Annotated in this window: 23 protein-coding genes and 1 pseudogene; 14 read left to right on the top strand and 10 right to left on the bottom strand. The window is 72.9% G+C overall.

The annotated features are described in order from the left end of the window. Positions 1-4: 4 nt before the first annotated feature. The gene (locus IO29_RS35140) at positions 5-670 is read right to left on the bottom strand and encodes a TetR/AcrR family transcriptional regulator (RefSeq protein WP_030383104.1); all 666 of its coding nucleotides are present in this window, start codon (positions 668-670) and stop codon (positions 5-7) included. 100 nt (positions 671-770) lie between these two features. Between IO29_RS35140 and IO29_RS35135 the strand changes: the two genes are divergently transcribed. Both IO29_RS35135 and mmuM read left to right on the top strand, forming a co-directional pair. Further along, positions 771-1,730 (top strand): SDR family NAD(P)-dependent oxidoreductase, encoded by a 960-nt coding sequence (locus IO29_RS35135; protein WP_051707921.1) that lies wholly within the window; start codon positions 771-773, stop codon positions 1,728-1,730. 272 nt (positions 1,731-2,002) lie between these two features. Next, positions 2,003-2,938, top strand: a complete 936-nt coding sequence (mmuM, locus tag IO29_RS35130) for a homocysteine S-methyltransferase (RefSeq protein ID WP_030994008.1) — start codon at positions 2,003-2,005, stop codon at positions 2,936-2,938. Positions 2,939-2,956: 18 nt separating this feature from the next. Here the strand turns inward: mmuM and pip are convergent, their stop codons facing one another. The 4 genes from pip to IO29_RS35110 all read right to left on the bottom strand — a co-directional run bounded on the left by pip (position 2,957) and on the right by IO29_RS35110 (position 7,520). Further along, positions 2,957-3,928 (bottom strand): prolyl aminopeptidase, encoded by a 972-nt coding sequence (gene pip, locus IO29_RS35125; protein WP_030383082.1) that lies wholly within the window; start codon positions 3,926-3,928, stop codon positions 2,957-2,959. A 53-nt stretch (positions 3,929-3,981) separates the two neighbouring features. Further along, positions 3,982-5,580 (bottom strand): carboxylesterase/lipase family protein, encoded by a 1,599-nt coding sequence (locus IO29_RS35120; RefSeq protein WP_030383083.1) that lies wholly within the window; start codon positions 5,578-5,580, stop codon positions 3,982-3,984. Between the two features lie 102 nt (positions 5,581-5,682). Further along, positions 5,683-6,309 carry a response regulator gene (locus IO29_RS35115; protein ID WP_030383084.1) on the bottom strand — a complete coding sequence of 209 codons (627 nt, stop codon included), beginning with the start codon at positions 6,307-6,309 and terminating at the stop codon, positions 5,683-5,685. Beyond that, positions 6,306-7,520, bottom strand: a complete 1,215-nt coding sequence (locus tag IO29_RS35110) for a sensor histidine kinase (protein WP_030383085.1) — start codon at positions 7,518-7,520, stop codon at positions 6,306-6,308. The genes IO29_RS35115 and IO29_RS35110 overlap by 4 nt, the downstream gene beginning before the upstream one ends. Before the next feature lie 221 nt (positions 7,521-7,741). On the opposite strand from IO29_RS35110, the gene IO29_RS35105 reads away from it, so the two are divergent. Beyond that, positions 7,742-8,524 carry a class I SAM-dependent methyltransferase gene (locus IO29_RS35105; RefSeq protein ID WP_030383086.1) on the top strand — a complete coding sequence of 261 codons (783 nt, stop codon included), beginning with the start codon at positions 7,742-7,744 and terminating at the stop codon, positions 8,522-8,524. On the opposite strand, the gene IO29_RS35100 is transcribed toward IO29_RS35105, so the two are convergent. Next, positions 8,506-9,174: a ThuA domain-containing protein gene (locus IO29_RS35100; RefSeq protein ID WP_030383087.1), complete on the bottom strand. Its 669-nt coding sequence runs from the start codon at positions 9,172-9,174 to the stop codon at positions 8,506-8,508. The two genes, IO29_RS35105 and IO29_RS35100, sit on opposite strands and share 19 nt — an antisense overlap. Positions 9,175-9,243: 69 nt before the next feature. Between IO29_RS35100 and IO29_RS35095 the strand changes: the two genes are divergently transcribed. Continuing rightward, complete coding sequence (locus IO29_RS35095; RefSeq protein WP_078618565.1) at positions 9,244-9,639, top strand: VOC family protein; 396 nt, start codon at positions 9,244-9,246, stop codon at positions 9,637-9,639. A 100-nt stretch (positions 9,640-9,739) separates the two neighbouring features. Here IO29_RS35095 and IO29_RS35090 read toward each other — a convergent pair whose 3' ends face one another. The 4 genes from IO29_RS35090 to IO29_RS35075 all read right to left on the bottom strand — a co-directional run bounded on the left by IO29_RS35090 (position 9,740) and on the right by IO29_RS35075 (position 12,574). After that, positions 9,740-10,009: a PLD nuclease N-terminal domain-containing protein gene (locus IO29_RS35090; RefSeq protein WP_030383089.1), complete on the bottom strand. Its 270-nt coding sequence runs from the start codon at positions 10,007-10,009 to the stop codon at positions 9,740-9,742. A 173-nt stretch (positions 10,010-10,182) separates the two neighbouring features. After that, on the bottom strand, positions 10,183-10,620 hold the full coding sequence (locus IO29_RS35085; RefSeq protein ID WP_030383090.1) for a VOC family protein: 438 nt from the start codon (positions 10,618-10,620) through the stop codon (positions 10,183-10,185). A gap of 85 nt (positions 10,621-10,705) precedes the next feature. Continuing rightward, entirely contained in the window at positions 10,706-11,404 is a 699-nt protein-coding gene (locus IO29_RS35080; RefSeq protein WP_030383091.1) for a helix-turn-helix transcriptional regulator, read from the bottom strand. A gap of 9 nt (positions 11,405-11,413) precedes the next feature. Then, a complete protein-coding gene (locus IO29_RS35075; protein ID WP_078618563.1) occupies positions 11,414-12,574 on the bottom strand; it encodes a YihY/virulence factor BrkB family protein in 1,161 nt (386 codons plus the stop codon). A 113-nt stretch (positions 12,575-12,687) separates the two neighbouring features. Between IO29_RS35075 and IO29_RS35070 the strand changes: the two genes are divergently transcribed. From IO29_RS35070 to IO29_RS35030, 10 genes and pseudogenes are all read left to right on the top strand, one after another. Continuing rightward, positions 12,688-14,322 carry an acyl-CoA dehydrogenase family protein gene (locus IO29_RS35070; protein ID WP_030383093.1) on the top strand — a complete coding sequence of 545 codons (1,635 nt, stop codon included), beginning with the start codon at positions 12,688-12,690 and terminating at the stop codon, positions 14,320-14,322. Positions 14,323-14,622: 300 nt separating this feature from the next. Continuing rightward, positions 14,623-15,930 carry a GAF domain-containing protein gene (locus IO29_RS35065; protein WP_030383094.1) on the top strand — a complete coding sequence of 436 codons (1,308 nt, stop codon included), beginning with the start codon at positions 14,623-14,625 and terminating at the stop codon, positions 15,928-15,930. A 363-nt stretch (positions 15,931-16,293) separates the two neighbouring features. Then, complete coding sequence (locus IO29_RS35060; protein WP_030383095.1) at positions 16,294-17,694, top strand: hypothetical protein; 1,401 nt, start codon at positions 16,294-16,296, stop codon at positions 17,692-17,694. A gap of 138 nt (positions 17,695-17,832) precedes the next feature. Further along, positions 17,833-18,405: a GNAT family N-acetyltransferase gene (locus tag IO29_RS35055; protein WP_030383096.1), complete on the top strand. Its 573-nt coding sequence runs from the start codon at positions 17,833-17,835 to the stop codon at positions 18,403-18,405. A gap of 127 nt (positions 18,406-18,532) precedes the next feature. Next, a complete protein-coding gene (locus tag IO29_RS40310) occupies positions 18,533-18,616 on the top strand; it encodes a putative leader peptide (RefSeq protein ID WP_309486338.1) in 84 nt (27 codons plus the stop codon). Between the two features lie 124 nt (positions 18,617-18,740). After that, entirely contained in the window at positions 18,741-20,432 is a 1,692-nt protein-coding gene (locus tag IO29_RS35050; protein WP_030383097.1) for a nitrite/sulfite reductase, read from the top strand. Next, positions 20,429-20,608, top strand: coding sequence for a hypothetical protein (locus IO29_RS35045; protein WP_030383098.1), 180 nt, complete (start codon positions 20,429-20,431; stop codon positions 20,606-20,608). Before IO29_RS35050 ends, IO29_RS35045 begins: the two co-directional genes overlap by 4 nt. Beyond that, positions 20,605-21,354, top strand: coding sequence for a phosphoadenylyl-sulfate reductase (locus IO29_RS35040; RefSeq protein ID WP_030383099.1), 750 nt, complete (start codon positions 20,605-20,607; stop codon positions 21,352-21,354). Before IO29_RS35045 ends, IO29_RS35040 begins: the two co-directional genes overlap by 4 nt. A gap of 83 nt (positions 21,355-21,437) precedes the next feature. Next, positions 21,438-21,974 (top strand): adenylyl-sulfate kinase, encoded by a 537-nt coding sequence (cysC, locus tag IO29_RS35035; protein ID WP_030383100.1) that lies wholly within the window; start codon positions 21,438-21,440, stop codon positions 21,972-21,974. Beyond that, a pseudogene (locus IO29_RS35030) lies at positions 21,971-22,406 on the top strand (phosphoadenosine phosphosulfate reductase family protein); the annotation flags it as partial. The gene cysC and the pseudogene IO29_RS35030, both read left to right, overlap by 4 nt.

Below are 22,406 nucleotides of genomic sequence, written 5' to 3'. Positions count from 1 at the left end.
AGGTTCAGCCGCGGGGCAGCACACCCAGGAGCATCGCGGTGAAGGAGACCCGCAGGGCGTCGGGCAGGTCCAGGTGGAGCGCGCCGAGGGCGGGTTCGTCCGCGTAGGCGGCCAGGAGGCTGGGCGGCGGCGGGACGTAGGACGACAGGGCGCCCGCCGAGACGAGGATCATCAGGCAGAACAGCTGCGCGTCGGCGCCGAGTTCGGGCACGTGGCGGCGGACGAGCGCGGTCATGTCCTCGAGCCGGGCGAGGGAGGCGCGCTTGTGCCGCTTGACCACCTCGACCGAGACGTTGTGTTCCAGGACGCCGCCCTGCGCGCCGAAGAGGTCGCAGAGCACCTTGTGTTTCGCCAGTGACCGGCTGAGGAGTTCGGCCAGCCGGGTCGCCCGTACGTCCGGTGCCGCGTCGGCGTCGATGCCGGCGGCCAGCTCGTCCGTCAGCTCGGCCAGCCAGTTGCCCAGGAAGTCGTCCAGCAGTTCGAGCAGTACCGCCTCGCGCGACTCGAAGTAGCGCAGGACGTTCGACTTGGCCAGGCCCACCCGCCGGCTGAGCTCGTTGAGGCTCACCTCCGCCACGGGCATCTCGTCGAGCATCGCCGCCGTCGTGTCCAGGATGGCCCGGCGGCGGATCTCCCGCTGCTCCTCGCTGCGCGCCCGCTGGAATGTCATGACCTCAGCCTAGCTTAGAGACCGCCAGTCTCTTGACAACAGACCGCCAGTCTTTTAGCTTCGTCCGTAACAGACCAGCGGTTCCTTGCAGGAGGACGACATGAGCGGCGACTGGACCGAACAGCACATCCCCGACCAGCACGGCAGGGTGGCGGTCGTGACCGGCGCCAACACCGGGCTGGGCTTCGAGACCGCCCGGATGCTCGCGGAGCGCGGGGCGAGGGTGGTCCTGGCCGTCCGCGACCCCGAGAAGGGCGGGCGGGCGGCGGCCCGCATCTCCGGCGACGTCACCGTCCAGGCCCTCGACCTGACCTCCCTGGACTCGGTCCGCTCCGCGGCGGCCGAGCTGCGCGCCGCCCATCCGCGCATCGATCTGCTGATCAACAACGCGGGTGTGATGTACACGCCGAAGCGGACCACCGCCGACGGCTTCGAGCTCCAGTTCGGCACCAACCATCTCGGGCACTTCGCCCTCACCGGCCTGCTCCTCGACCGGCTGCTGCCGGTCCCCGGCTCGCGGGTCGTCACGGTCAGCAGCACCGGCCACCGGATCCGGGCCGCGATCCACTTCGACGACCTCCAGTGGGAACGCTCGTACAGCCGCACCGGCGCCTACGGCCAGTCCAAGCTCGCCAATCTGATGTTCACGTACGAACTACAGCGCCGGCTCGCCCCGCACGGCACGACGGTCGCGGTGGCCGCCCACCCCGGGGTGTCCAACACCGAACTCGCGCGCAACACCCCCGCCGCACTGCGGGTGCCGGTCACCCGGCTCGCGCCGCTGCTCACCCAGAAGGCGGAGATGGGTGCCCTGCCCACGCTGCGCGCCGCCACGGATCCGGCCGTCCTCGGCGGCCAGTACTACGGCCCCGGCAACCGGGGCGAGATCCGCGGCTACCCCAAGCCGGTCACCTCCAGCCCCGACTCCTACGACCGGGCCACCCAGCAGCGCCTGTGGACCGTCTCCGAGAAGCTCACCGGGGTCACGTTTCCCGTGCCGGCCCAGCGGCAGGACGGGGCGGGACGCGAGCCCGCGGTCTCCGGCCCGGCAGGCCGGTGAGACGGGACCTGGGGCGCCCCGGTTCCGGTCGGGACGCCCCAGGGTTCGGGGGGAGGGGCGGCGTACGGGCTCGTCGCACGGGCCCGGGCCCCTCCGGTGCCGGACGCGATATCAGATGCTGCGTCACGAACACGTGAACGCACCAGCCCTGTGTACGGGTTGCCCGGTGAACAGAAGTATGCGTGCTGTGACGCCGCTGGTTGTAGAGGGAGATCGATATTGGCTCCGGCGGGCGCCGAACGTATGCGGCATGTTGGGGTGTAATGAACCGTATGAGCAGTGAGACGCGGCGTCCTACGCTCGCCGAGGCGCTGGCCGCCTCGGTCGTCGTCCTGGACGGCGGCCTGTCCAACCAGCTGGAGGCGGCCGGGCACGACCTCGGCGACGCACTGTGGTCGGCACGGCTCCTGGCCGAGGCACCGGAGGCGATCACCGACGCCCACCTGGCCTACTTCGAGGCGGGCGCGAGCGTGGCGATCACGGCGAGCTACCAGGCCACGTACGAGGGCTTCGCACGGTACGGCTTCGACCGCGCCCGCACGGCCGAACTGCTGACGCTCAGCGTGGAGTCGGCGCGCACCGCCGCGCACCGGGCCCGCGCACGAGGGGCGTCGCGCCCCTTGTGGGTGGCGGCATCGGCCGGTCCGTACGGTGCGATGCTCGCGGACGGCTCCGAGTACCGCGGCCGCTACGGCCTCTCGGTGCCCGAACTGGAGGCCTTCCACCGCCCCCGCCTGGAGACCCTGGCCGCCGCCCGCCCCGACGTCTTCGCCCTGGAGACGGTCCCGGACACGGACGAGGCCCGGGCCCTGCTCCGCGCGGTACGGGGCCTCGGCGTCCCCGCCTGGCTGTCGTACACGATCGACGGCGACCGCACCCGCGCCGGACAACCCCTGGAGGAGGCCTTCGCCCTGGCCGCCGAGGCGGAGGAGATCATCGCGGTGGGCGTCAACTGCTGCGCCCCGGCGGACGTGGAGCACGCGGTGACGACCGCGACGAGGGTGACCGGCAAGCCGGCCGTGGCCTACCCCAACAGCGGCGAGACCTGGACCCCCACCACCCACACCTGGACCGGCCCCACCACCTTCACCCCCGAGGCGGTACAGCACTGGCACCAGGCAGGCGCCCACCTCATCGGCGGCTGCTGCCGCGTGGGACCGGCGGGGGTGCGGGGGGTCGCGGGGGTGGTGGGGGGTGGGGGTGCGTGAAGGGGGCCGGTGGACGGCTCACCGCGCCCCGTCCCGGTGGGCGAAGCGGTCGAGGGCCGCGCGCACATGGCCGCGTGTGGTGTCGCCGCCCAGATGGCCCGCCTCCTCCACGACGATCAGCTCCGCGTCGGGCCACGCACGGGCCAGTTCCCACGCGGTGTCGAGCGGGCCGCCCATGTCGAGCCTGCCGTGCACCAGCACGCCCGGGATGCCGGCCAGACGGTGGGCGTCGCGCAGCAACGCCCCTTCCTCCAGCCACGCGCCATGGGAGAAGTAGTGCGAGCAGATGCGCACCAGGGCCAGTCGCGCGGCCGGTGGCCGGTCGCCGTACGGGTTGGCGGTGCCCTTCGTCTCCCCGGACAGGACCGTGTCCTCCCACGCGCACCAGTCGGCCGTGGCCTTCTCGCGTACCGCGGCCTCCGGGTGTTCCATCAGCCGGGCGTAGGCCGCGACGATGTCACCGTCGCGCGGGGTGCCGGGGGCGCCCGCGAGGAAGCGTTCCCACTGCTCGGGAAAGAACCGGCCGACGCCGCGGTAGAGCCAGTCGATCTCGGAGCGACGGGTGGTGGTGACGGCGGAGACGACGATCTCCGACACCCGCTCCGGGTGTGTCTCGGCGTAGGCCAGGATGAGCGTGGAGCCCCACGAGCCGCCGTACAGCAACCAGCGCTCGATGCCCAGGTGCGCACGCAGCCGCTCCATGTCGGCGATCAGGTGCTGGGTGGTGTTGTGCCGCATGTCGGTGGCGGGATCACTCGCGTGCGGACGGCTGCGCCCGCAGCCGCGCTGGTCGAACAGCACGATGCGGTACCTGTCCGGGTCGAAGTGCTGGCGTGCGCGGACGCCGCACCCCGAACCGGGCCCGCCGTGGACGACCGCGGCCGGTTTGCCGTCCGGATTGCCGCAGACCTCCCAGTACACGAGGTTGCCCTCGCCGACATCGAGCATGCCGGTCTCGTAGGGCTCGATCGGCGGGAACGGCTCGCTCATTTCCGGATCTCCGTGTGCTCTGGCGTCTGCGCGCTCTGGCAGGTCGCGGCCCCTCACGTCTTGCGGAAGCGGCGGACCGCTGACAGAGGGGCCGTTACGCGTAGGGGTGGGCGGGTTGTTCTTCGGGGGGTGCGGTGGGGGTCGGGGCGGTCGGTCTGGGACTGCCAGAGGGTCATTTCGGGGTCGCGGGGGCCGTGGACGACGAGGGGTCCGGGCGTGCCGAAGACGCGGACGGGGTGGGACGCGTTCCAGGCCGGCCAGCCGGGGTCGCCGTCCACCGCGAACCGTACCCAGGCGGTGTGCATCTCCCGCGCCAGTTCGCGGGGCGCGTCCGGGCCGGCGAGCCGTTCCGCCTCCGGTACGTCCGCCGCGTCGAAGACGAAGCCGAGTTCCAGGGCGTGACAGGCGCCCAGACCGGGGATGTTGGAGCGCCAGGCGAACTCGTAGACGTGGGTGGGGGCGGACCCGGGGGTGCGCGCGTCCGCCAGGCGGTGCAGTGGGACCCGCAGGAGGTGGTCGGTGACCATCTGGCCGACCAGTTCCGACGTCGTGGCCGTCGGGTGTGCGGCCCGGTAGCCGCGGATCACCTCGGGGCCGCAGTGGCAGCGGGCCATCGCCAGCGCCACGGCGAGCGGGCCGAGGCGGTCGATGCGCTCGACCAGCCCCGTCGGCGCGATCCACAGCCGGTACTCCTCGCTGGTCCACCCCATCAGCAGCGGTACGTCCCGGGCGGCGCCGTCCACCAGCGCGGCGAGCGGGTCGCGGGGTACGAGGTCGCCGTCGACGACGATGCCGAACGCGGGGCCGCCGAGGATGGGTCCCGCCATGCGGCCGGCCTCCGCCTGCGCCTCGGCCAGCCGGGTGCGGTCCACGTCCGCGAAGGCGGCGGCCGTGGCGGGGACGTCGAGCCGCGCGGCCATCCGCCGCACCAGTTTCCGCACCTTGTCCCGGTCCGTCGCCTCCGGCGGCCCGCTTTGCAGCACCGCCCGCCGGAACAGCCCCCCGGCGCGCGGCGCGGCCAGCAGCGCGCCGATGCTGATGGCGCCCGCCGACTCGCCGAACACCGTCACCCGGTCCGGGTCGCCGCCGAACTCCTCGACGGACGCCCGCACCCACTCGAGCGCGGCGAGCTGGTCGTGCAGGCCGAGGTTGGGCGGGGCGTCCGGGAAGAGGCCGTAACCCTCCACGCCCAGGCGGTAGTTGAAGGAGACGAGGACGACGCCGTCGCGGGCGAACGCCGTGCCGTCGTAGACGGGGACGGCGGAGGAGCCGCGGGTCAGCGCGCCGCCGTGGATCCACACCATGACCGGGAGCCGGGCCCCGCGGCCCGGCTCCGGTGTCCATACGTTGAGGTTGAGGCAGTCGTCGCCGGCGACCACCGGGTCCGCGAGGAAGCGGGCGAACGCCTCGGAGTACGGCGGCTTGGGCGGGGTCGGCCCGTAGGCGCCGGCGTCCCGGATCCCGTCCCACGGCTCGGGCGGTACGGGGGGCCGGAAGCGGTGCGGGCCGAAGGGCGGGGCGGCGAAGGGGATGCCGCGGAAGACGGCGACGCCCTGTTCGTAGCGGCCGCGGACGCGGCCGTGGGGCGTGCGTACGACGGGGTCCGGGGACCCAGGGCCGTGGTGGCTGGCAGGCGGTTCGGAGGGGGCCATGCGCGCGTCCTTCCTGCCGGGGTGGGGCGGGCGGGTGGTGCGGTTCCGGTGTGCCTTGCATCGTATTTCGCGCCGACTGTGGGGCGGCGGGGGCGCGACCCATTACCGCACCAGCCGCCGCTCCTTCGCCACCGCCACCGCCCCCGCCCGCGTCTCCACCCCCAACTTGCCGTAGATCCGCTGTAGATGTGTCTTCACCGTCGCCTCACTGATGAACAGCGCCCGCGCGATCTCCCGGTTCCCCAGACCCCCCGACAGCTGCTGGAGGATCTCCCGCTCGCGCTCCGACAGCGAGGGCCGCGGATCCCGCAGCCGCGCCAGCAGCCGGTCGGCGACCGGCGCCGACAGCGCCGTACGCCCGGCCGCCGCGTGTTGGATCGCGGCGAACAGCTCCTCCGGCCGCTCGGCCTTGAGGAGATACCCCGTGGCCCCCGCCTCGACGGCCCGCGTGATGTCGGCGTCCGTGTCGAACATGGTGAGGACGAGGACACGCGGCGCCGCCGCCCCCGACGTCAGCTCGCGCGTCGCCGTCACACCGTCGATGCCGTCGCCGAGCTGGAGGTCCATCAGCACGACGTCCGGCCGCAGCCGCGCGGCGAGCGCGAGCGCCTCCTCGCCGCTGCCCGCCTCCCCGACCACCTCGATCCCGTCGGCGCTGGACAGCAGCGCCCGCAGCCCGGCCCGGACCACCGCGTGGTCGTCGCACAGCAGCAGTCGTACGGGGGTCATGGGGCGGGCTCCTCGGTGGTCAGCGGGGTGACGGCGGTGACGACGGTGCCCTCGCCGGGGGCCGATTCCACGGTGAGCGTGCCCCCGGCCTGCCGGGCCCTGATCCGCATGGCGGGCAGTCCGTGGCCGCGGCCGGAGGCGGGGTCCGGCCGGGCCGCCGGGTCGAAGCCGCGGCCGTTGTCCGCGACGTCGAGCGCGATCCGGTCGTCCAGGCAGGTGAGCGTGAGCGCGGCCCGGGTCGCCGCCGCGTGCTCGCGCACGTTGGCCAGCGCGCCCTGCGCGATGCGCAGCAGCGTCGCCTCGACGCGGTCCGGGAGGGGCCCCGGGGTGCCGTCGAGCCTGAACTCCACGGCGAGACCGGGCCGGTTCTCCCGCACGGTGAGGGCGCGGAGCGCTCCGGGGAGCGTGTCGTCGGTGAGGTCGGCGGGGCCGAGGTCCTGGACCAGGCGCCGTGCCTCGGCGAGGTTGCGGGCGGTGATGCCCGTCGCCTCGCGCAGATGGCCGTGGGCCGCCGCCGGGTTCGCCCGCCACAGGCGCTCGGCGGCCTGGAGCAGCATCCGCTGGCTGGACAGTCCCTGGGCGAGCGTGTCGTGGATCTCGGCGGACAGCCGCTGCCGCTCGGCCAGGACACCGGCCCGCCGTTCGGTGGCCGCCAGGTCGCGCCGGGTGCGGACCAGGTCGTCGATGAGGAGCCGTTGGCGCGCCGCCTGGCGCTGGAGGTGGACGAGGACGGCGGTGGCGACGGCGGCGATGGCCGGCGGGGCGACGACCATGTTGGGGTTGAGCGTGCCGTGCGAGAACCGTACCTCCGAGGCGACGACCATCGCGGTGAGCAGCGCGACGAGCGGTACGGCGAGACGCGGGGGCAGTGCGTGCAGGCCGGTGAAGAGCAGGGGCATCGCGCACCAGGTGGCGCTCGGCGCCTGGACGAGGAGCACGGTCCAGTTCGCGGTGACGGCCGCCAGCCACACGAGGTGCCGCGCGGTGGGCGGGGTGCCGGGTGCGGGCACCAGCAGCCGGCCGGCCGTGTAGAGGAGCGGGAAGGTCACGAACAGCGCCACCGTCCAGACGCGGTGCGCCCCGCCGCCCTGGTCGTGGGTGACGAACCGGACGAAGGAGGAGCACAGCAGGGCGTAGAACGCGGTGTGCAGGACGGCGGTGAGCCAGCGCGCGTCGGGGTCGGCGCGCTCGGCCGCGTGCGGTTGTTCCATCGTTCCCCCGGTCCTCCCGCTCCCTCTCGGTTCGTGTCCTTCGTGTCTTTCGTGTCCTTCGTGTCTATCGGGCCGTACGGGCGTGCGCATCAACCGATCGGTTGACACCGGTGTCCGCCGGGCCGTCGCGGGAACCGATCCGGTCGGCCGACGGGCGCGGGCGGTCGGCGGCACCAGGCTGGCAGGGCAGACAGCGACCGGACAACGACCGAGGAGACCCCGTGCCGGCCAAGAACGTCACCGTCAACCGAGCGAGCTTCGGACACCGTGTGGGCTACGCCGTGCGGCACCCGGCGCGGGTGCCGCGGCATCTGGCGCGCGTCACCCGGGACATGTGGCTGCGCCGCAAATACCCGGACCACGTCGACTACTACCGGGCCGTGATGCGTTCCGACACGCAGGTGAGCCCGGACGCGGCGGTCGGCAGCCCGACCCGGGAGCGGTGGCTGGCGCTGGGCGCGATGCAGTTCGACTACCTGGTCGGGCACGGGCTGCGCCCCGAGCACCGGATGCTGGAGATCGGCTGCGGCAATCTGCGCGCCGGCTGGCGGTTCATCCGGCATCTGGAGCCCGGGCACTACTACGGCCTGGACATCTCCCCCGACATCCTCGCCGCCGCGCAGGGCACGGTCGTGGAGATGGGGTTGCAGCAGCGGCTCCCGACGCTGACGCCGGTCCGCGATCTGACGCTGGCGTTCCTGCCCGACGCGCACTTCGACGTCGTCCACGCGCACAGCGTCTTCTCCCACTCGCCGCTGCCGGTGATCGAGGAGTGCCTGGCGCACGTCGGCCGGGTGCTCAGGCCGGGCGGCTGGTTCGACTTCACCTTCGACCGGACCGAGGGCGAGGAGCACCACGTGCTGCACGAGGACTTCTACTACCGCACGGAGACGCTGGTGGCGCTGGCCGCCACGTACGGTCTCGAGGCCCGGTTCATGGACGACTGGGAGCGGCTGCCGCACGGCCAGTCCAAGATCCGGGTGACTCACGCCCCGGAGGGGTGAGCGAGGCCGGCCGCCCAGCGCAGTCCGCCGAGGAGGTGGGCGCGGAAGGCGGGGTCGGCGTAGGCGGGCGAGGCGTGGCCGAGGGCGGTGTAGAAGACCCGGCCGGCGCCCTGCTCGCGGTACCAGGCGAGCGGGTGGTCGGCGCCCATGCTGCCGCCGTCGTACGAGGACTCGTCGGCACGGAGCAGGATGTGCGCGGTGGCACGGGGGTTGGTGTCGAAGTCGTACCACTCGTCGGTGAACTGCCAGGTGGCCGGGAGGTGGGCGGTGGCGGGGTGGGCGCGGTCCTCGACGACGACGCGGCCGGGCTGGTAGGCGGGGTGCCGGGTGAAGCGGGCGCCGAGCAGTTCGCCGAAGTACGGCCACCCGTATTCGGTGCAGGTCGCCGCGTGCACCCCGGCGAAGCCGCCGCCGCCGTCGACGTACGCGGCCAGGCGGGCGCGGCCGGCGTCGGTGAGGACGTCGCCGCTGGTGGAGAGGAAGACGACCGCCGCGTACGGGGCGAGGTCGGCCTCCAGGGCGGCGGGGTCCTCGGTGGCGTCCACGGCGAGGCCGTCCGGGTCGAGGGTGCGCAGCGCGGCGACGGCGTCCGGGATGGAGTCGTGGCGGTAGGCGGTGGTGCGGGTGTACACGAGGAGTCGCGGGGCCATGGGTGGGCAGCGTAGAGGGTGTCCGTTTCCTTCAAGACCCGGGGTGGCGGCGGCGCCTACGGTGGCCGCATGACTCCACGATTCGACGCGGTCGGCCTGGTCGTCTCCGACATGGCCGCCTCCCTCGCCTTCTACCGCCGCCTGGGCTTCGACTTCCCCGAGGGCAGCGAACGGCAACCGCACGCGGAGGCGGCGGTGCCCGGCGGGACGCGGCTGCTGCTGGACACGGAGGAGGTGGTCCGCTCCTTCCGCCCCGGCTGGCACCCGCCGTCCTCCGCGGCCGGGGGCCGCGCGTCCCTGGCCGTGCGCTGCGAAACACCGGCCGAGGTCGATGCGTTGTACGAGTCCCTGGTGACCGCCGGCCACCACGGCGAGCTCGAACCGTGGGACGCGGTCTGGGGCCAGCGCTACGCGATCGTGCACGACCCGGACGGCAACGCGGTGGATCTCTACGCGGCGTTGTGAGAGGCCTGCCCCGGCCTCCCCCTGCGCCGGTCTGCCCTGCCCCGGCCTCTCCTGCCCTGGCCTGTCCTGCGCCAGCCTTTCCTGTCCTGGCCGATCCGTGTCAGACGAGGGATTTCTTCCGGGAGGAGTCGCGCCGGCCGACGAAGAACCACAGAAGACTGCCGATCAGCGGGGCCACCACCACGAAGACGATCCACACCAGTTTCATCCCGCCCGTCATTCCGGAGGTGACGACACTGATCAGTGCCCCGATGACAAGGACCACATAGGCCAGCAGCAGAACGATGATCGCCACACCGGCCAGCGACGTGCCGATGGACCCACCGTCCCCCGCGGCCATACCTGCCTGATGCGCGGACAGCGCGTGCATGAGGTGCTCCCCTTTCCCGTGGTCCCACCGCGGTCTCCGTCACGGCCTTCTGAGCCCGCAGTGGGTTGGACTCTCGTCCTACACGGGTGCCACGCATCTCAACTTCCCACGCCTCCAACCAGGTTGGAAAACGCGACCCGTCGCGCACCGGCCAGTCGGTCCGGCCGGGCCCGTCAGAGCAGACAGAACTCGTTGCCTTCCGGGTCCGCCATCACCACGTGGTCCGGTCTGCCTCCCATCTCCTCCTCGCGGACCACGGTCGCGCCCGCCGCGGTCAGCCGCTCCACCGCCTCGGCCACGCGCGGCCGGCGCACCTCCCACGGGGTCTCGCGGCCGCCGCCGACCTGCACATCGATGTGCAGCCTGTTCTTCACCACCTTCGGCTCCGGCACCTTCAGGAAGGACAGGGCGGGGCCGACACCGTCCGGATCCGACAGGTACGCCCCGTCGTCCCACTCCTCCTCCGGGACGTCATGATGGGCGAGCCACTCCTCCCAGCTCCCGAACCCCGCGGGCGGGGGCTTCTCCGCATAGCCCAGCGCCAGCGCCCAGAACGCCGCCAGTCTCGCCGGGTACGCACAGTCGATCGTCATGCTCCACCTGGTCGCCATCAGCCCTCCCCAGTCGGTGCGACGGACAGTATCCGCCGCCACTGACATCCCCTCCCCTTCCCGCCGGTGTGCGGGGGCCGCGGGATCAGCGGAGCCGGAAGAGCCGGCCCGGGGTCAGCCCCGTCAGGGCCCGCACCTCCCGTGTCAGGTGGGGCTGGTCCGCGTAGCCGGAGCGGGCCGCCAGTTCCCCGTACGGCGTGCCCCGCGCCGCCAGGTTCAGCGCGCGTTGCAGGCGCAGGACACGGGACAGGGTTTTCGGGCCGTAGCCGAAGGCCGCGCGGGACCGGCGGTGGAGGTGGCGGGTGCTCATGCCGAGGGTTTCGGCCGTCTCGGTCACCGAGTGGCCCGCGTTCAGGGCGGCCACGACCTGTGTCAGCAGCGGGTCCGGGGGGTCCGTGTCCGCCGCCCGGTCCAGCGCGAGTGCCTCCAGTGCGGTGGCCGGGTCCGGTGCCCCGTCGATGCGGGCCGTCAACCGTCGGACCCGGGCGGCCGGCCACAGATCGGCGAGGTCGACGCGCCGGTCGCGCACCTCGTGCGCCGGGACGCCGAGCAGCGCCGGGGCGGTGCCGGGAGGGAAGCGGACGCCCGCCCAGCGCGCGGGCGCGGCCCCGGGGACGTACGCGTGTGTGTCGGGTCCGGCGACCAGCAGCCGGCCGTCGGTCCACAGCAGGTCCATGCAGCCGTCGGGCAGGACGGGGCGTTCGGGCCGGGCGGAGCCGACGCGCTCCATCCGCCGGCGCCAGACCACCGCCCCGGGCAGCCGCGACGCCCGTTCCGCGTACATACCGCCAGGCTAGCCGGGCCGCTGCCCCGCGCCGGGGTCGGTCGGCTTGCCGCCGCCGTGGTGATAGCTGCGGACGTGCGCGCGCAGGCGGGACGTCACGTCCTCCGGGGGCAGGAAGCGCGACCAGCGTTCGGGGAACTCGGAGGGCATGTCGGGGTCGTCCGGGTCCTCGTCGCGCAGGGCGGCCGTGCGGGCGACGTACTCCGCGGCCTGTTCGCGGCGGAACCGCTCGTTGGCCTCGCGGGCGGCGGCGGTCGCGGCGGCCGGCCAGACGCGGTCGATCGCCGCGTTGACGGCCGCGCCCACCAGGACCGCGAACGCCGAGACGCCGATCCACAGCAGGACGGCGACGGGCGCGGCCAGCGAGCCGTAGATCGTGGGGCCCTCGACCGTGCTGGTGAGGTAGATGCGCAGCAGGAAGCTGCCGAGCACCCACATCGCGAGGGCGACGAGCGCGCCGGGCACGTCCTCCACCCAGGGCGAGCGCACCGGCACGGAGACCTGGTAGAGCGTGGTGAGGAAGACGATGGAGAGGACGACGACGACCGGCCAGTACAGGATCTGGACGACCGTCGTGGACCACGGGACCACGCTGACCACCGCGTCCGGCCCGGCCACCGTCAGCGGCAGCGCGACGGAGCCGATCAGCAGGGCGACGATGAACAGGCCGAACGCCAGCAGCCGGGTCTTGACGATGCCGCGGGTGCCGTCGAGGCCGTACATCACGGTGATGGTGTCGATGAAGACGTTCACCGCGCGGGAGCCGGACCACAGGGCGAACAGGAAGCCTATGGAGATGATGTCGGGGCGGCCGCCCTTCATCACGTCGTGCAGCAGCGGCTCGGCGACCTCGGTGACGCCCTTGTCGGACAGGACCGTGCGGGAGGCGTCGAGGATGTTGTTCTCGAGGCTGCTGATGGTGTCGGTGCCGGTCCAGGCGTCGACGTAGCCGAGCAGTCCGATCAGGCTCAGCAGCAGCGGCGGCACGGAGAGCAGCGTGAAGAACGCCGCCTCCGCCGCGAGGCCGAGGATGCGGTACTCCATGCAGGAGTTGACGGTGTCCTTCAGGAGCAGCCAGGCGGTCCGGCGTTTGGAGACATTCCGGTACAGGGCACGCGCCCGGTGGAAACGGCCGGGTGGCGTGTCGGGGGATTCACTTGCTGGCTGCACGGACCAAAGGTATCGGCCGTCGGACCCTGTGCTCATCCCCTGGTCGCCCCGGCTCTTCGCACGGGCGCCCGGAAGCGGGTGACCAACCCCGTACCGGAGGGTAGGTTCCTGGCATGGCAGCCAGCACGCACACGGTGACCAACCAGGCCCCGCCCCTGGTCGGCTACGACGTCTTCTCCGCCGACCGGGCCCTCGTGGAAGCCGTCGAGCGGCATGTGGCCCCGGAGCACCTCGGGGAGGTCACCGGGGAACTGACGGGTCTCGGACGGACGGCCGGTTCCGCGCAGGTGCAGGAGTGGGGGGTGCTGGCCAACGAGAACCCGCCGAGACTGCGCACGCACGACCGGTACGGCAACCGGCTGGACGAGGTCGACTTCCACCCGTCCTGGCACCGGCTGCTCGGCAAGGGCGTCTCGGCGGGGCTGACGGCGGCCTGGACCCGGCCGGCCGGGCATGTGCGGCGGGCGGCGGCCTTCGTGGTGTGGACGCAGGTGGAGGCGGGCAACGGCTGCCCGCTGTCGATGACGCACGCGGCGGTGCCCGCGCTGCGCACCGACCCGGCGCTGGCGGCCGAGTGGGAGCCGCGGCTGACGTCGATGATCTACGACCGTGAGCTGCGCCCGGCCGCCCGGAAGGCCGGCGTGCTCTTCGGCATGGGGATGACGGAGAAGCAGGGCGGCAGCGACGTACGGGCCAACACCACCGAGGCCCGGCCGCTGGCCGAGGACGGCACGTACGAGCTGCGCGGCCACAAGTGGTTCTGTTCGGCGCCGATGTCGGACGGTTTCCTGGTGCTGGCCCAGGCGCCGGGCGGGCTGACCTGCTTCCTGGTGCCGCGGGTACTGGCGGACGGCACGCGCAACGTGTTCCGGATCCAGCGGCTCAAGGACAAGCTGGGCAACCGCTCGAACGCCTCAGCCGAGGTCGAGTTCGACGGGACGTGGGCGCGCCGGGTCGGCGAGGAGGGGCGCGGGGTGCGGACCATCATCGAGATGGTCGCCGCGACCCGGCTCGACTGCGTGCTCGGGGCGGCCGCGCTGATGCGGCAGGCGGTGGCGCAGGCCGTGCACCACGCCTCCCACCGCGAGGCGTTCGGGGGTCTCCTTGTCGACAAGCCGCTGATGCGGAACGTCCTGGCCGACCTGGCGCTGGAGTCCGAGGCCGCGACCGCGCTCGGGCTGCGGCTCGCGGCGGCCTACGACGACGGCGGCGAGCAGGAGCGGGCGCTGCTGCGCCTCGCGGTGCCGGCCGCCAAGTACTGGGTGACCAAGCGGTGCACGCCGCTGGTGGCGGAGGCCGCCGAGTGCCTGGGCGGCAACGGGTACGTGGAGGAGTCGGGGATGCCCCGGCTGCTGCGCGAGTCGCCGCTGAACTCCGTCTGGGAGGGCGCCGGGAACGTCCAGGCGCTGGACGTGCTGCGGGCGCTCACGCGGGAGCCGCGGGCGATCGACGCGTTCCTGCGCGAGGTCGGCACCACCCGGGGCGCGGACCACCGTCTCGACGGCGCGGTGAAGAACCTGCTCACCGAACTCGCCGACCTGGACGACGTCGAGGGCCGCGCCCGCCGCCTGGTGGAGCGCATGGCGCTGGTGCTCCAGGGTTCGCTGCTCGTGCGGTACGCGCCGCCCGCGGTGGCCGACGCGTTCTGCGCCTCGCGGCTGGGCGGCGACTGGGGCACGGCGTTCGGCACCCTGCCGCACACGCTCGACCTGGCGTCGGTGGTGGAGCGGGCGCGCCCGGTGGGCTGAGGACCGCCGCGCCGAAGGCGTACGTCGCGGGGGTGGTGCTGCGCCGACACGGCACCACCCCCGCTGTGCGGCCCCACCGGCGGCGCCTCGGGGGCACCACCGGAACGGCTTGAACAAGTTTCAATCACCGTACGGCTGTTCGCCAGGGTTGCATGAGGTTGCAAGCCGCAGCCCTGCGTGGCCGTGGCGTGCCCCTGTGTCACCGGGGAACCGGCAGTATGGAGCCGCAAGCAGAGCGGTACGGAAGCGAACAGTCGACGGGCCCGTGCACCGCGCGGACGGGCCCCCGGGAGGACCGAGTTGGCCCACACTGTGCTGGACGTGACGCGGCTCGCCGCCCAGGACCCCGTGCAGGCGGCGCAGTTGCTCGGCGAGGTGCGCACCGCCGCGCTCGGGTCCCGGCGGGCGGGCATGGCGCCGCGCGCGGTGATCGAGGAGTCCTGGAGCCGCATGCTGCGCAGCGGTTTCGACCCGGACCGCGAGCCGCGCTTCGCGCTCCTCGGCCGGGACGAGATCGAGCGGCGCCGGCAGGCGTCGCCGCTGCGGCACGTGGTGCCGGTGCTGCGCGAGACGCTGCTGCCGGTCGCGGACGCCGCGCACCACATCATGGTCGTCGCCGACGACGAGGGCCGGGTGCTGTGGCGCGAGGGCAGCGCGCGGGTGCTGCGCCGGGCGGACGGCATGGGCCTGGAGGTCGGCGCGGACTGGAGCGAGAAGACCGTCGCCACCAGCGGGGTCGGGACCCCGCTGGTGGTACGGCGTCCCGTGCAGGTGTTCTCCGGCGAGCACTTCGTGCGCTCGCTGCTGCCGTGGACGTGCGCCGGGGCGCCGATCAGCGATCCGCGCGACGGCCGGCTGCTGGGCATCGTCAACGTCAGCGGTCCGTTGGAGGCGATGCATCCGACCACGCTGGCCTGGGTCGACTCGGTGGCCCGGCTCGCCGAGGCGCGGCTGCGCGAGCTGCATCTGACCTCGCTGGAGCGGCTGCGCGCGGTGGCGGCGCCGCTGCTGGCGCGGATGGACGGCAGCAGGGCCCTCGCGGTGGACCGGGACGGCTGGACGGCGGCGGTGACGTCGGTGCCGTACACCCCGCGGGTGGCGCTGCCCGCGTCGCTGAGCGCCGGGCGCGGAACCGTGCCGGGGCTCGGGCCCTGCGCGGTGGAGCCGCTGCCGGGCGGCTGGCTGCTGCGGCCGCAGGAGCGGCCCGCGGGGGCGCGGACGGCGCTGCGGATGGTCCTGGACGTGTCCGGGCCCCGCCACTGGACGGTGACGGTGTCCGGCGAGGCGGGGGCGTGGACGCAGGAACTGAGTCTGCGGCATGCGGAGTTGCTGTGTCTGCTGGCGCTGGACCGGGCGGGGCGGACGGCGTCCGCGCTGGCGGCGGACCTGTTCGGCGATCCGCGCCGCACGGTCACCGTCCGTGCGGAGCTGTCCCGGATGCGGCGGTATCTGGGCACGTTGCTGGCCCACCGGCCGTACCGGTTGCACGAGGACGCGGAGGTGGACGTCCGCTTTCCGGCTGACCGGGGGCAGTTGCTGCCCCCGTCCACGGCGCCGGGGGTCGCGCGAGCACGGGGGTCGGGCCTGCCGGCCCCGGGTGCGTGTTGATTTTTCGGGGGGGGCGCGGGAGAACTCGGGGGGTTCGGTCGTGGAGCGGCTGCCGGCCGGTGGGGGCCGTTCGCGCAGCCCCCGCACCCCTGAAGACCCCGGGTGCCCCAGCGCTTTTAAGGGGCGCGGGGAACTGCGCGACCAGCCGCACTCGGCCCGCACCCGCCCCACGGCAGAACCCCCCTCCCCCTCCCGCGGCCGAAGAACAAACCCCCGCACCGCTCCGCGAGGGAACTCCCTCGAATTCTTCCGTTGACGGGGGGCCGCGAGGCCCACTGCCGTAGCATCCTTCCCGGACCACCACTCGTGCCACGGCCAACGAGGGGGCCGTACCGCACGGTTGACGGTCCCGGGAGGGCAGCGATGGGACACGGCAGACACCGGCGCCAGAGGCGAGGGCGCGCGCTGCGCGCCACCCTGGCCGGCACCGCGCTGGCCCTGACCGCCGCGGCGACCCTGATCAGCACCTCGCAGGCGGCGGGCGACGACGACCCGGGCCCGCTGACCCCGCTCACCTCCTCCGCCGAGCGCGGCAAGCTCCAGCTGCACGAGAACCTGGTGCGGCAGAGCAGCCTGGACACGCTCACCCAGGCGATGGGCGGCAACGTCGGCGTGCACGGCGTGCTCCAGAGCGCCAATCACCCGATGCGGAACAAGGCCGACTGCGACGGCACGGAGCGCGCCGCGCTGCCCGTCGAACCCGAGGCGAGCCGCGCATACTGCTGGGACACGGGGGACGCCACGACGCAGAAGTGGCTGCCGCAGTCCGTCACCACCTCCGGTGACGCGGACGACGACGGCAAGTGGGGCGAGGACCGGGTGATCCTCGCCGGCTGGACGCACAACGACCACAAGGCGGGCGAGCCCGCCGACGACCGGGGGCTCGCCCGGGTCGCGTTCATCGACGCCAACGACCCGGCACACCTGAAGTACCGCTGGGTGCTGCTGGTCGCCCCGCTCTCCGGCGGCACCGACTTCGGCGCCGTCCGCTCCCACCTCGGCGGCATGGTCTGGTACCAGGACAAGCTGATCGTCACCGCGAAGAACGGCGCCGACCACGACAACGCGCTGTTTGTCTTCGACATGCACCGGATCCTCCAGGCGGACGTCGACAGCAGCGCGGTCGGCAAGGTGAGCGGCGGCTTCTCGGCCCACGGCTACCAGTACGTGCTGCCCGCCATCGGTTCCTACAACCTGACCGGCGGCGCGTGCGACGCGTCGGACGACGACCACGTGCCGTGCTTCGCCTCCGTCTCCCTGGACCGCACCTCCAGCCCGGACAGCCTGGTGGCGAACGAGTGGTTCAGCTCGGGCGGCACCCAGCCCGCCCGGCTCTGGCGCTACTACTTCAGCACCCAGAGCACCCGCACCGGCCTGCTCGGCACCGACGCGAACGACGATGCGGGCGCCGACGAGGCGTACGAGACGAAGGCGGTCGGCGTCCAGGGCGTCCTCTCGCACAGGCGGGACGGGGCGGACAAGGCCGACTGGTACGTCGGTCAGGCCCCCGGCGCGCGCGGCAAGCACGGCACGCTGTGGCGGCAGTCGGACTCCGGTGCCGATGCCGCCACCTGCACCGCCGACCGGACGAAGGCCTGCTGGGGGCAGCACACCGAGTCGCTGTCGTACTGGCAGGAGACCGGCGAGCTGTGGACGCTCACGGAGTGGGCGGCCGACGCGGACAACGGCTGGGAGGGCACGCCGATCCCGGAGCGCGTGCTGTACGCGGTGCCGCTGTCGTCGGTCGACGACACGGTGGACTGACGACACGGTGGACTGACGGAACCGGTCCCCGCACCCTCACACCCGCGTGCCCCCGCACCTGCACCCGCACCCGCACCGGCCGTCTCCCCTGCCGGACCGCCCTTGGAGCGGGCCGCGCCCCCGTGGTTGTCTGGCCGCATGAGCAACATCGCCGTGACCACCTGGTCCCTGGAGCAGACCTCCCCCACCGATCTGCTGCCCGCGGAGGCCCCCGAGGGCGACGTCCGCGTCGTCCGGGCCGAGGTGCCCTCGCCCGAGTTCAGCCGTTTCCTGTACGCCTCGGTCGGCGGCGACATCCGCTGGACCGACCGGCTGCCGTGGCCGTACGCCCGCTGGCGGGAGCATCTGGACCGCCCCGGCGTGGAGACCTGGGTCGCGTACGAGCGCGGTACACCGGCCGGGTACGTGGAGCTTCAGGCACAGGACGAGGGGGTCGTGGAGATCGTCTACTTCGGGCTGCTGCCCGCCTTCCGGGGCCGGCGGATCGGCGGCCATCTGCTGTCGTACGGCATCGCACGCGCGTGGGACCTGGCCGAGCGTCACCCGGGGCTCGCGCCGACCAAGCGGGTGTGGCTGCACACGTGCAGCAAGGACGGTGAGCACGCGCTGGCCAACTACCAGCGGCGCGGCTTCCACCTCTTCGACACGAAGGTGGAGGAGGAGCGGGAGGTGGCCTCCCCGGGCCCCTGGCCGGGTGCGTTCCCGGCCTGACCTGCGAGGACACGCAAACCCCGGAAGCATGTGACGATGACCACCCTTGTCTCGCGATCCGGGACAAGGGCGTCCGGATAATGGACGATGGTGGACGGTGTCCGGATTGCCGTGCCACGCTTCCGTCATGTCTGGAACTGGAATCGCCTTGGTGAGTCGGCGCCACGTCGATCTCGGCCGCATGTCCAGCGCCATCTGTCCGGCGAGCTGAGCACCAGCGCCACCGGATTCTTCGAGCACCCCCTCCCCTGCGCAACGACGCGCACGCCTGTCCACCATGCCCGTGCGCGCAGGTACGAGCCGCACTCACCGCTGTCCCGAAGGACGTATCCACCATGGCCGCCACCCCTCGCAATTCCGCCGCGCCCCGCCGCAAGGTGAGCCGTCACCGCGGCGAGGGTCAGTGGGCCGTGGGGCACTTCACCCCGCTCAACGGCAACGAGCAGCTCAAGAAGGACGACGACGGTCTCAACGTACGGACACGTATTGAGACGGTGTACTCCAAGCGCGGTTTCGACTCCATCGACCCCAACGATCTGCGTGGACGTTTCCGCTGGTGGGGCCTGTACACCCAGCGCCGCCCCGGGATCGACGGCGGCCGGACGGGCGTGCTGGAGCCCGAGGAGCTCGAGGACGAGTACTTCATGATGCGGGTCCGCATCACCGGCGGACGGCTCACCACCGAGCAGCTCCGGGCCATCGGCGAGGTCTCCGAGAGCTACGCGCGCGGCACCGCGGACATCACCGACCGGCAGAACATCCAGTTCCACTGGGTGCGCGTCGAGGACGTGCCCGCGATCTGGGAGCGGCTGGAATCGGTCGGCCTGTCCACCACCGAGGCGTGCGGCGACTGCCCGCGCGGCATGCTCGGCTCCCCGGTCGCCGGCGTGGCCGAGGACGAGATCATCGACGGCTCGGCCGCGCTGGACGAGATCGCCCGCCGCTACCTCGGCGACCCGCGCTTCTCCAACCTGCCGCGCAAGTTCAAGACGGCGGTCTCCGGCTCCCCGCTGCTGGACGTGGCGCACGAGATCAACGACATCTCCTTCGTCGGCGTCGTCCACCCCGAGCACGGCCCCGGCTTCGACCTGTGGGTCGGCGGCGGGCTCTCCACCAACCCCAAGTTCGGTGTGCGGCTGGGCGCCTGGGTGCCCGAGGCCGAGGTGCCGGACGTGTGGGAGGGCGTCACCTCGATCTTCCGCGACTACGGCTACCGGCGGCTGCGCAACCGTGCCCGGCTGAAGTTCCTGGTCTCCGACTGGGGCGCCGAGAAGTTCCGCCAGGTGCTGGAGGACGAGTACCTCCACCGCAAGCTGATCGACGGCCCTGCGCCCGAGATGCCCGCGCAGGTGTGGCGCGACCACATCGGCGTCCACCGCCAGAAGGACGGCCGCTTCTACGTGGGCTTCGCCCCGCGCGTCGGCCGGCTCGACGGCTCGCTGCTCACCAAGGTCGCCGAGCTCGCCGAGGGCCACGGCTCGGGCCGGGTCTCCACCACCGTCGAGCAGAAGATGATCATCCTCGACGTGCCGCAGGACCGGGTCGACTCCCTCGTGGAGAGCCTGGAGGCGCTGGACCTGCGGGTGAACCCCTCGCCGTTCCGGCGCGGCACGATGGCCTGCACCGGCATCGAGTTCTGCAAGCTGGCCATCGTCGAGACCAAGGAGCGCGGCAGCGACCTGATCGACGAACTGGAGCGCCGGCTCCCCGAGTTCGACGAGCCGGTCACCATCAACATCAACGGCTGCCCCAACGCCTGCGCCCGCATCCAGACCGCGGACATCGGTCTCAAGGGCCAGCTGGTCACCGATGACGAGGGCAACCAGGTCGGCGGCTACCAGGTGCACCTGGGCGGCGCGCTCGGCCTGGAGCCGTCCTTCGGCCGCAAGGTGCGCGGTCTGAAGGTCACCTCCGAGGAACTGCCCGACTACATCGAGCGCGTCCTGCGCCGCTTCCAGGCGGAGCGCGCGGACGGCGAGCGGTTCGCCAACTGGGCCGCGCGCGCCTCCGAGGAGGCCCTGTCGTGAGCGAGCGCGCGGCGCCGTTCTACTGCCCCTACTGCGGCGAGGAGGACCTGCGTCCGGGCGAGCAGGGCCACGGGACGTGGGAATGCGGGGCCTGCAACCGGGCCTTCCAGTTGAAGTTCCTCGGGCTGCTCGCCCGGGGGCTTCACGGGCACGACACGGGAGGGGACCAGATATGACCACGGTGCAGACCGACCGGTCCGACACCGCCTCGGAGGGTGACACTCAACTGTCGCCCCGCGAGGCCGAGTTGAAGGCGCTCGCCGAGCAGGCGGGCCGCGACCTGGAGGACGCCTCCGCGCTGGAGATCCTCCGGTGGGCGGCGAAGACCTTCGGCAAGCGGTTCTGCGTGACCTCCTCCATGGAGGACGCGGTCGTCGCCCACCTCGCCTCCCGGGCGATGCCCGGCGTGGACGTGGTGTTCCTGGACACCGGCTACCACTTCCCCGAGACCATCGGCACCCGGGACGCCGTCGAGGCCGTGATGGACGTCAACGTCCTCACCCTCACCCCGAAGCAGACGGTCGCCGAGCAGGACGCCGAGTACGGGCCGAAGCTGCACGACCGCGACCCCGACCTGTGCTGCTTCCTGCGCAAGGTCAAGCCGCTCCAGGAGGGCCTGACCCGCTTCGAGGCCTGGGCGACCGGGCTGCGCCGCGACGAGTCCCCGACCCGCGCCAACACCCCCGTGGTCGGCTGGGACGACAAGCGCCGCAAGGTGAAGATCTCCCCCATCGCCCGCTGGACGCAGGACGACGTGGACGCCTACGTCGCGGAGCACGGGGTGCTCACCAACCCGCTCCTGATGGACGGTTACGCGTCCGTCGGCTGCGCCCCCTGCACCCGCCGTGTCGCCGAGGGCGAGGACGCGCGGGCCGGCCGCTGGGCGGGCCGCGCCAAGACCGAGTGCGGGCTGCACGGATGACGGCCGCCGACGGCGACCGGACCGTCCCCCGCGCCCTTCCCCACGATCCCCAGACCGTTTCCCACGATCCCCGGGAGAAGCCGTTGAGAACCGGAGCCACCGTCTGGCTCACGGGTCTGCCGAGCGCCGGCAAGACCACCATCGCCCACGAGCTGGCCGGACTGCTGCGCGCCGACGGCCGCCTCGTCGAGGTGCTGGACGGCGACGAGATCCGCGAGTTCCTCACCGCGGACCTCGGCTTCAGCCGCGCCGACCGCCACACCAACGTGCAGCGCATCGGCTTCCTCGCCGACCTGCTGGCCCGCAACGGCGTCACGGCGCTGGTCCCGGTGATCGCCCCCTACGCCGACAGCCGCGAGGCCGTGCGCAAGCGCCACGAGGCGAGCGGCGCCGCGTATGTCGAGGTGCATGTGGCCACCCCGGTCGACGTGTGCTCCGTACGCGATGTGAAGGGCCTGTACGCCAAGCAGGCGGCCGGTGAGATCTCCGGGCTGACGGGAGTGGACGACCCGTACGAGGAGCCCGTCTCGCCCGATCTGCGCATCGAGTCGCAGCACCAGACCGTCGCGCAGTCCGCCACCGCCGTCCACAAGCTGCTCGTCGAAAGGGGTCTGGCATGACGACCGTCGCCTCCGTCTCCGAGGAGACCGACAGCCCGTACGCCCTCTCGCATCTGGACGCGTTGGAGTCCGAGGCGGTGCACATCCACCCCCGCCCCCGTGCCCTTCTCCCTCCTCCACGTGGACACCGGCCACAACTTCCCCGAAGTACTGGCCTACCGCGACCGCGTCGTGGAAGAACACCGACTGCGGCTGCACATCGCCTCCGTCCAGGACTACATCGACCGGGGCATACTCCGCGAGCGCCCCGACGGCACCCGCAACCCCCTCCAGATCATCCCCCTCACCGAGAAGATCCAGAGCGAGAAGTTCGACGCCGTCTTCGGCGGCGGGCGCCGCGACGAGGAGAAAGCCCGCGCCAAGGAACGGGTCTTCTCCCTGCGCGACGAGTTCTCCCAGTGGGACCCCCGCCGCCAGCGCCCCGAACTGTGG

Source organism: Streptomyces sp. NRRL F-6676 (genome assembly GCF_000725625.1).
GTDB lineage: Bacteria > Actinomycetota > Actinomycetes > Streptomycetales > Streptomycetaceae > Streptomyces.
The sequence above is the reverse complement of the archived record's forward strand: the minus strand, read 5'-3'. Positions and strand labels throughout refer to the sequence as shown.

Excerpts from the sequence above, each read along its gene's own strand:
- IO29_RS35100 (WP_030383087.1), bottom strand. The coding sequence starts at position 9,174 with ATGGCCCCGCGACTCCTCGTGTACACCCGCACCACCGCCTACCGCCAC.
- IO29_RS35110 (WP_030383085.1), bottom strand. The coding sequence starts at position 7,520 with ATGGAACAACCGCACGCGGCCGAGCGCGCCGACCCCGACGCGCGCTGG.
- IO29_RS35140 (WP_030383104.1), bottom strand. The coding sequence starts at position 670 with ATGACATTCCAGCGGGCGCGCAGCGAGGAGCAGCGGGAGATCCGCCGC.
- IO29_RS35050 (WP_030383097.1), top strand. The coding sequence starts at position 18,741 with ATGGCCGCCACCCCTCGCAATTCCGCCGCGCCCCGCCGCAAGGTGAGC.
- IO29_RS40310 (WP_309486338.1), top strand. The coding sequence starts at position 18,533 with ATGTCTGGAACTGGAATCGCCTTGGTGAGTCGGCGCCACGTCGATCTC.
- IO29_RS35055 (WP_030383096.1), top strand. The coding sequence starts at position 17,833 with ATGAGCAACATCGCCGTGACCACCTGGTCCCTGGAGCAGACCTCCCCC.
- IO29_RS35120 (WP_030383083.1), bottom strand. The coding sequence starts at position 5,580 with ATGGCCCCCTCCGAACCGCCTGCCAGCCACCACGGCCCTGGGTCCCCG.
- IO29_RS35095 (WP_078618565.1), top strand. The coding sequence starts at position 9,244 with ATGACTCCACGATTCGACGCGGTCGGCCTGGTCGTCTCCGACATGGCC.
- pip (WP_030383082.1), bottom strand. The coding sequence starts at position 3,928 with ATGAGCGAGCCGTTCCCGCCGATCGAGCCCTACGAGACCGGCATGCTC.
- IO29_RS35040 (WP_030383099.1), top strand. The coding sequence starts at position 20,605 with ATGACCACGGTGCAGACCGACCGGTCCGACACCGCCTCGGAGGGTGAC.
- mmuM (WP_030994008.1), top strand. The coding sequence starts at position 2,003 with ATGAGCAGTGAGACGCGGCGTCCTACGCTCGCCGAGGCGCTGGCCGCC.
- IO29_RS35135 (WP_051707921.1), top strand. The coding sequence starts at position 771 with ATGAGCGGCGACTGGACCGAACAGCACATCCCCGACCAGCACGGCAGG.
- IO29_RS35080 (WP_030383091.1), bottom strand. The coding sequence starts at position 11,404 with ATGTACGCGGAACGGGCGTCGCGGCTGCCCGGGGCGGTGGTCTGGCGC.
- IO29_RS35070 (WP_030383093.1), top strand. The coding sequence starts at position 12,688 with ATGGCAGCCAGCACGCACACGGTGACCAACCAGGCCCCGCCCCTGGTC.
- IO29_RS35060 (WP_030383095.1), top strand. The coding sequence starts at position 16,294 with ATGGGACACGGCAGACACCGGCGCCAGAGGCGAGGGCGCGCGCTGCGC.
- IO29_RS35115 (WP_030383084.1), bottom strand. The coding sequence starts at position 6,309 with ATGACCCCCGTACGACTGCTGCTGTGCGACGACCACGCGGTGGTCCGG.
- IO29_RS35090 (WP_030383089.1), bottom strand. The coding sequence starts at position 10,009 with ATGCACGCGCTGTCCGCGCATCAGGCAGGTATGGCCGCGGGGGACGGT.
- IO29_RS35085 (WP_030383090.1), bottom strand. The coding sequence starts at position 10,620 with ATGGCGACCAGGTGGAGCATGACGATCGACTGTGCGTACCCGGCGAGA.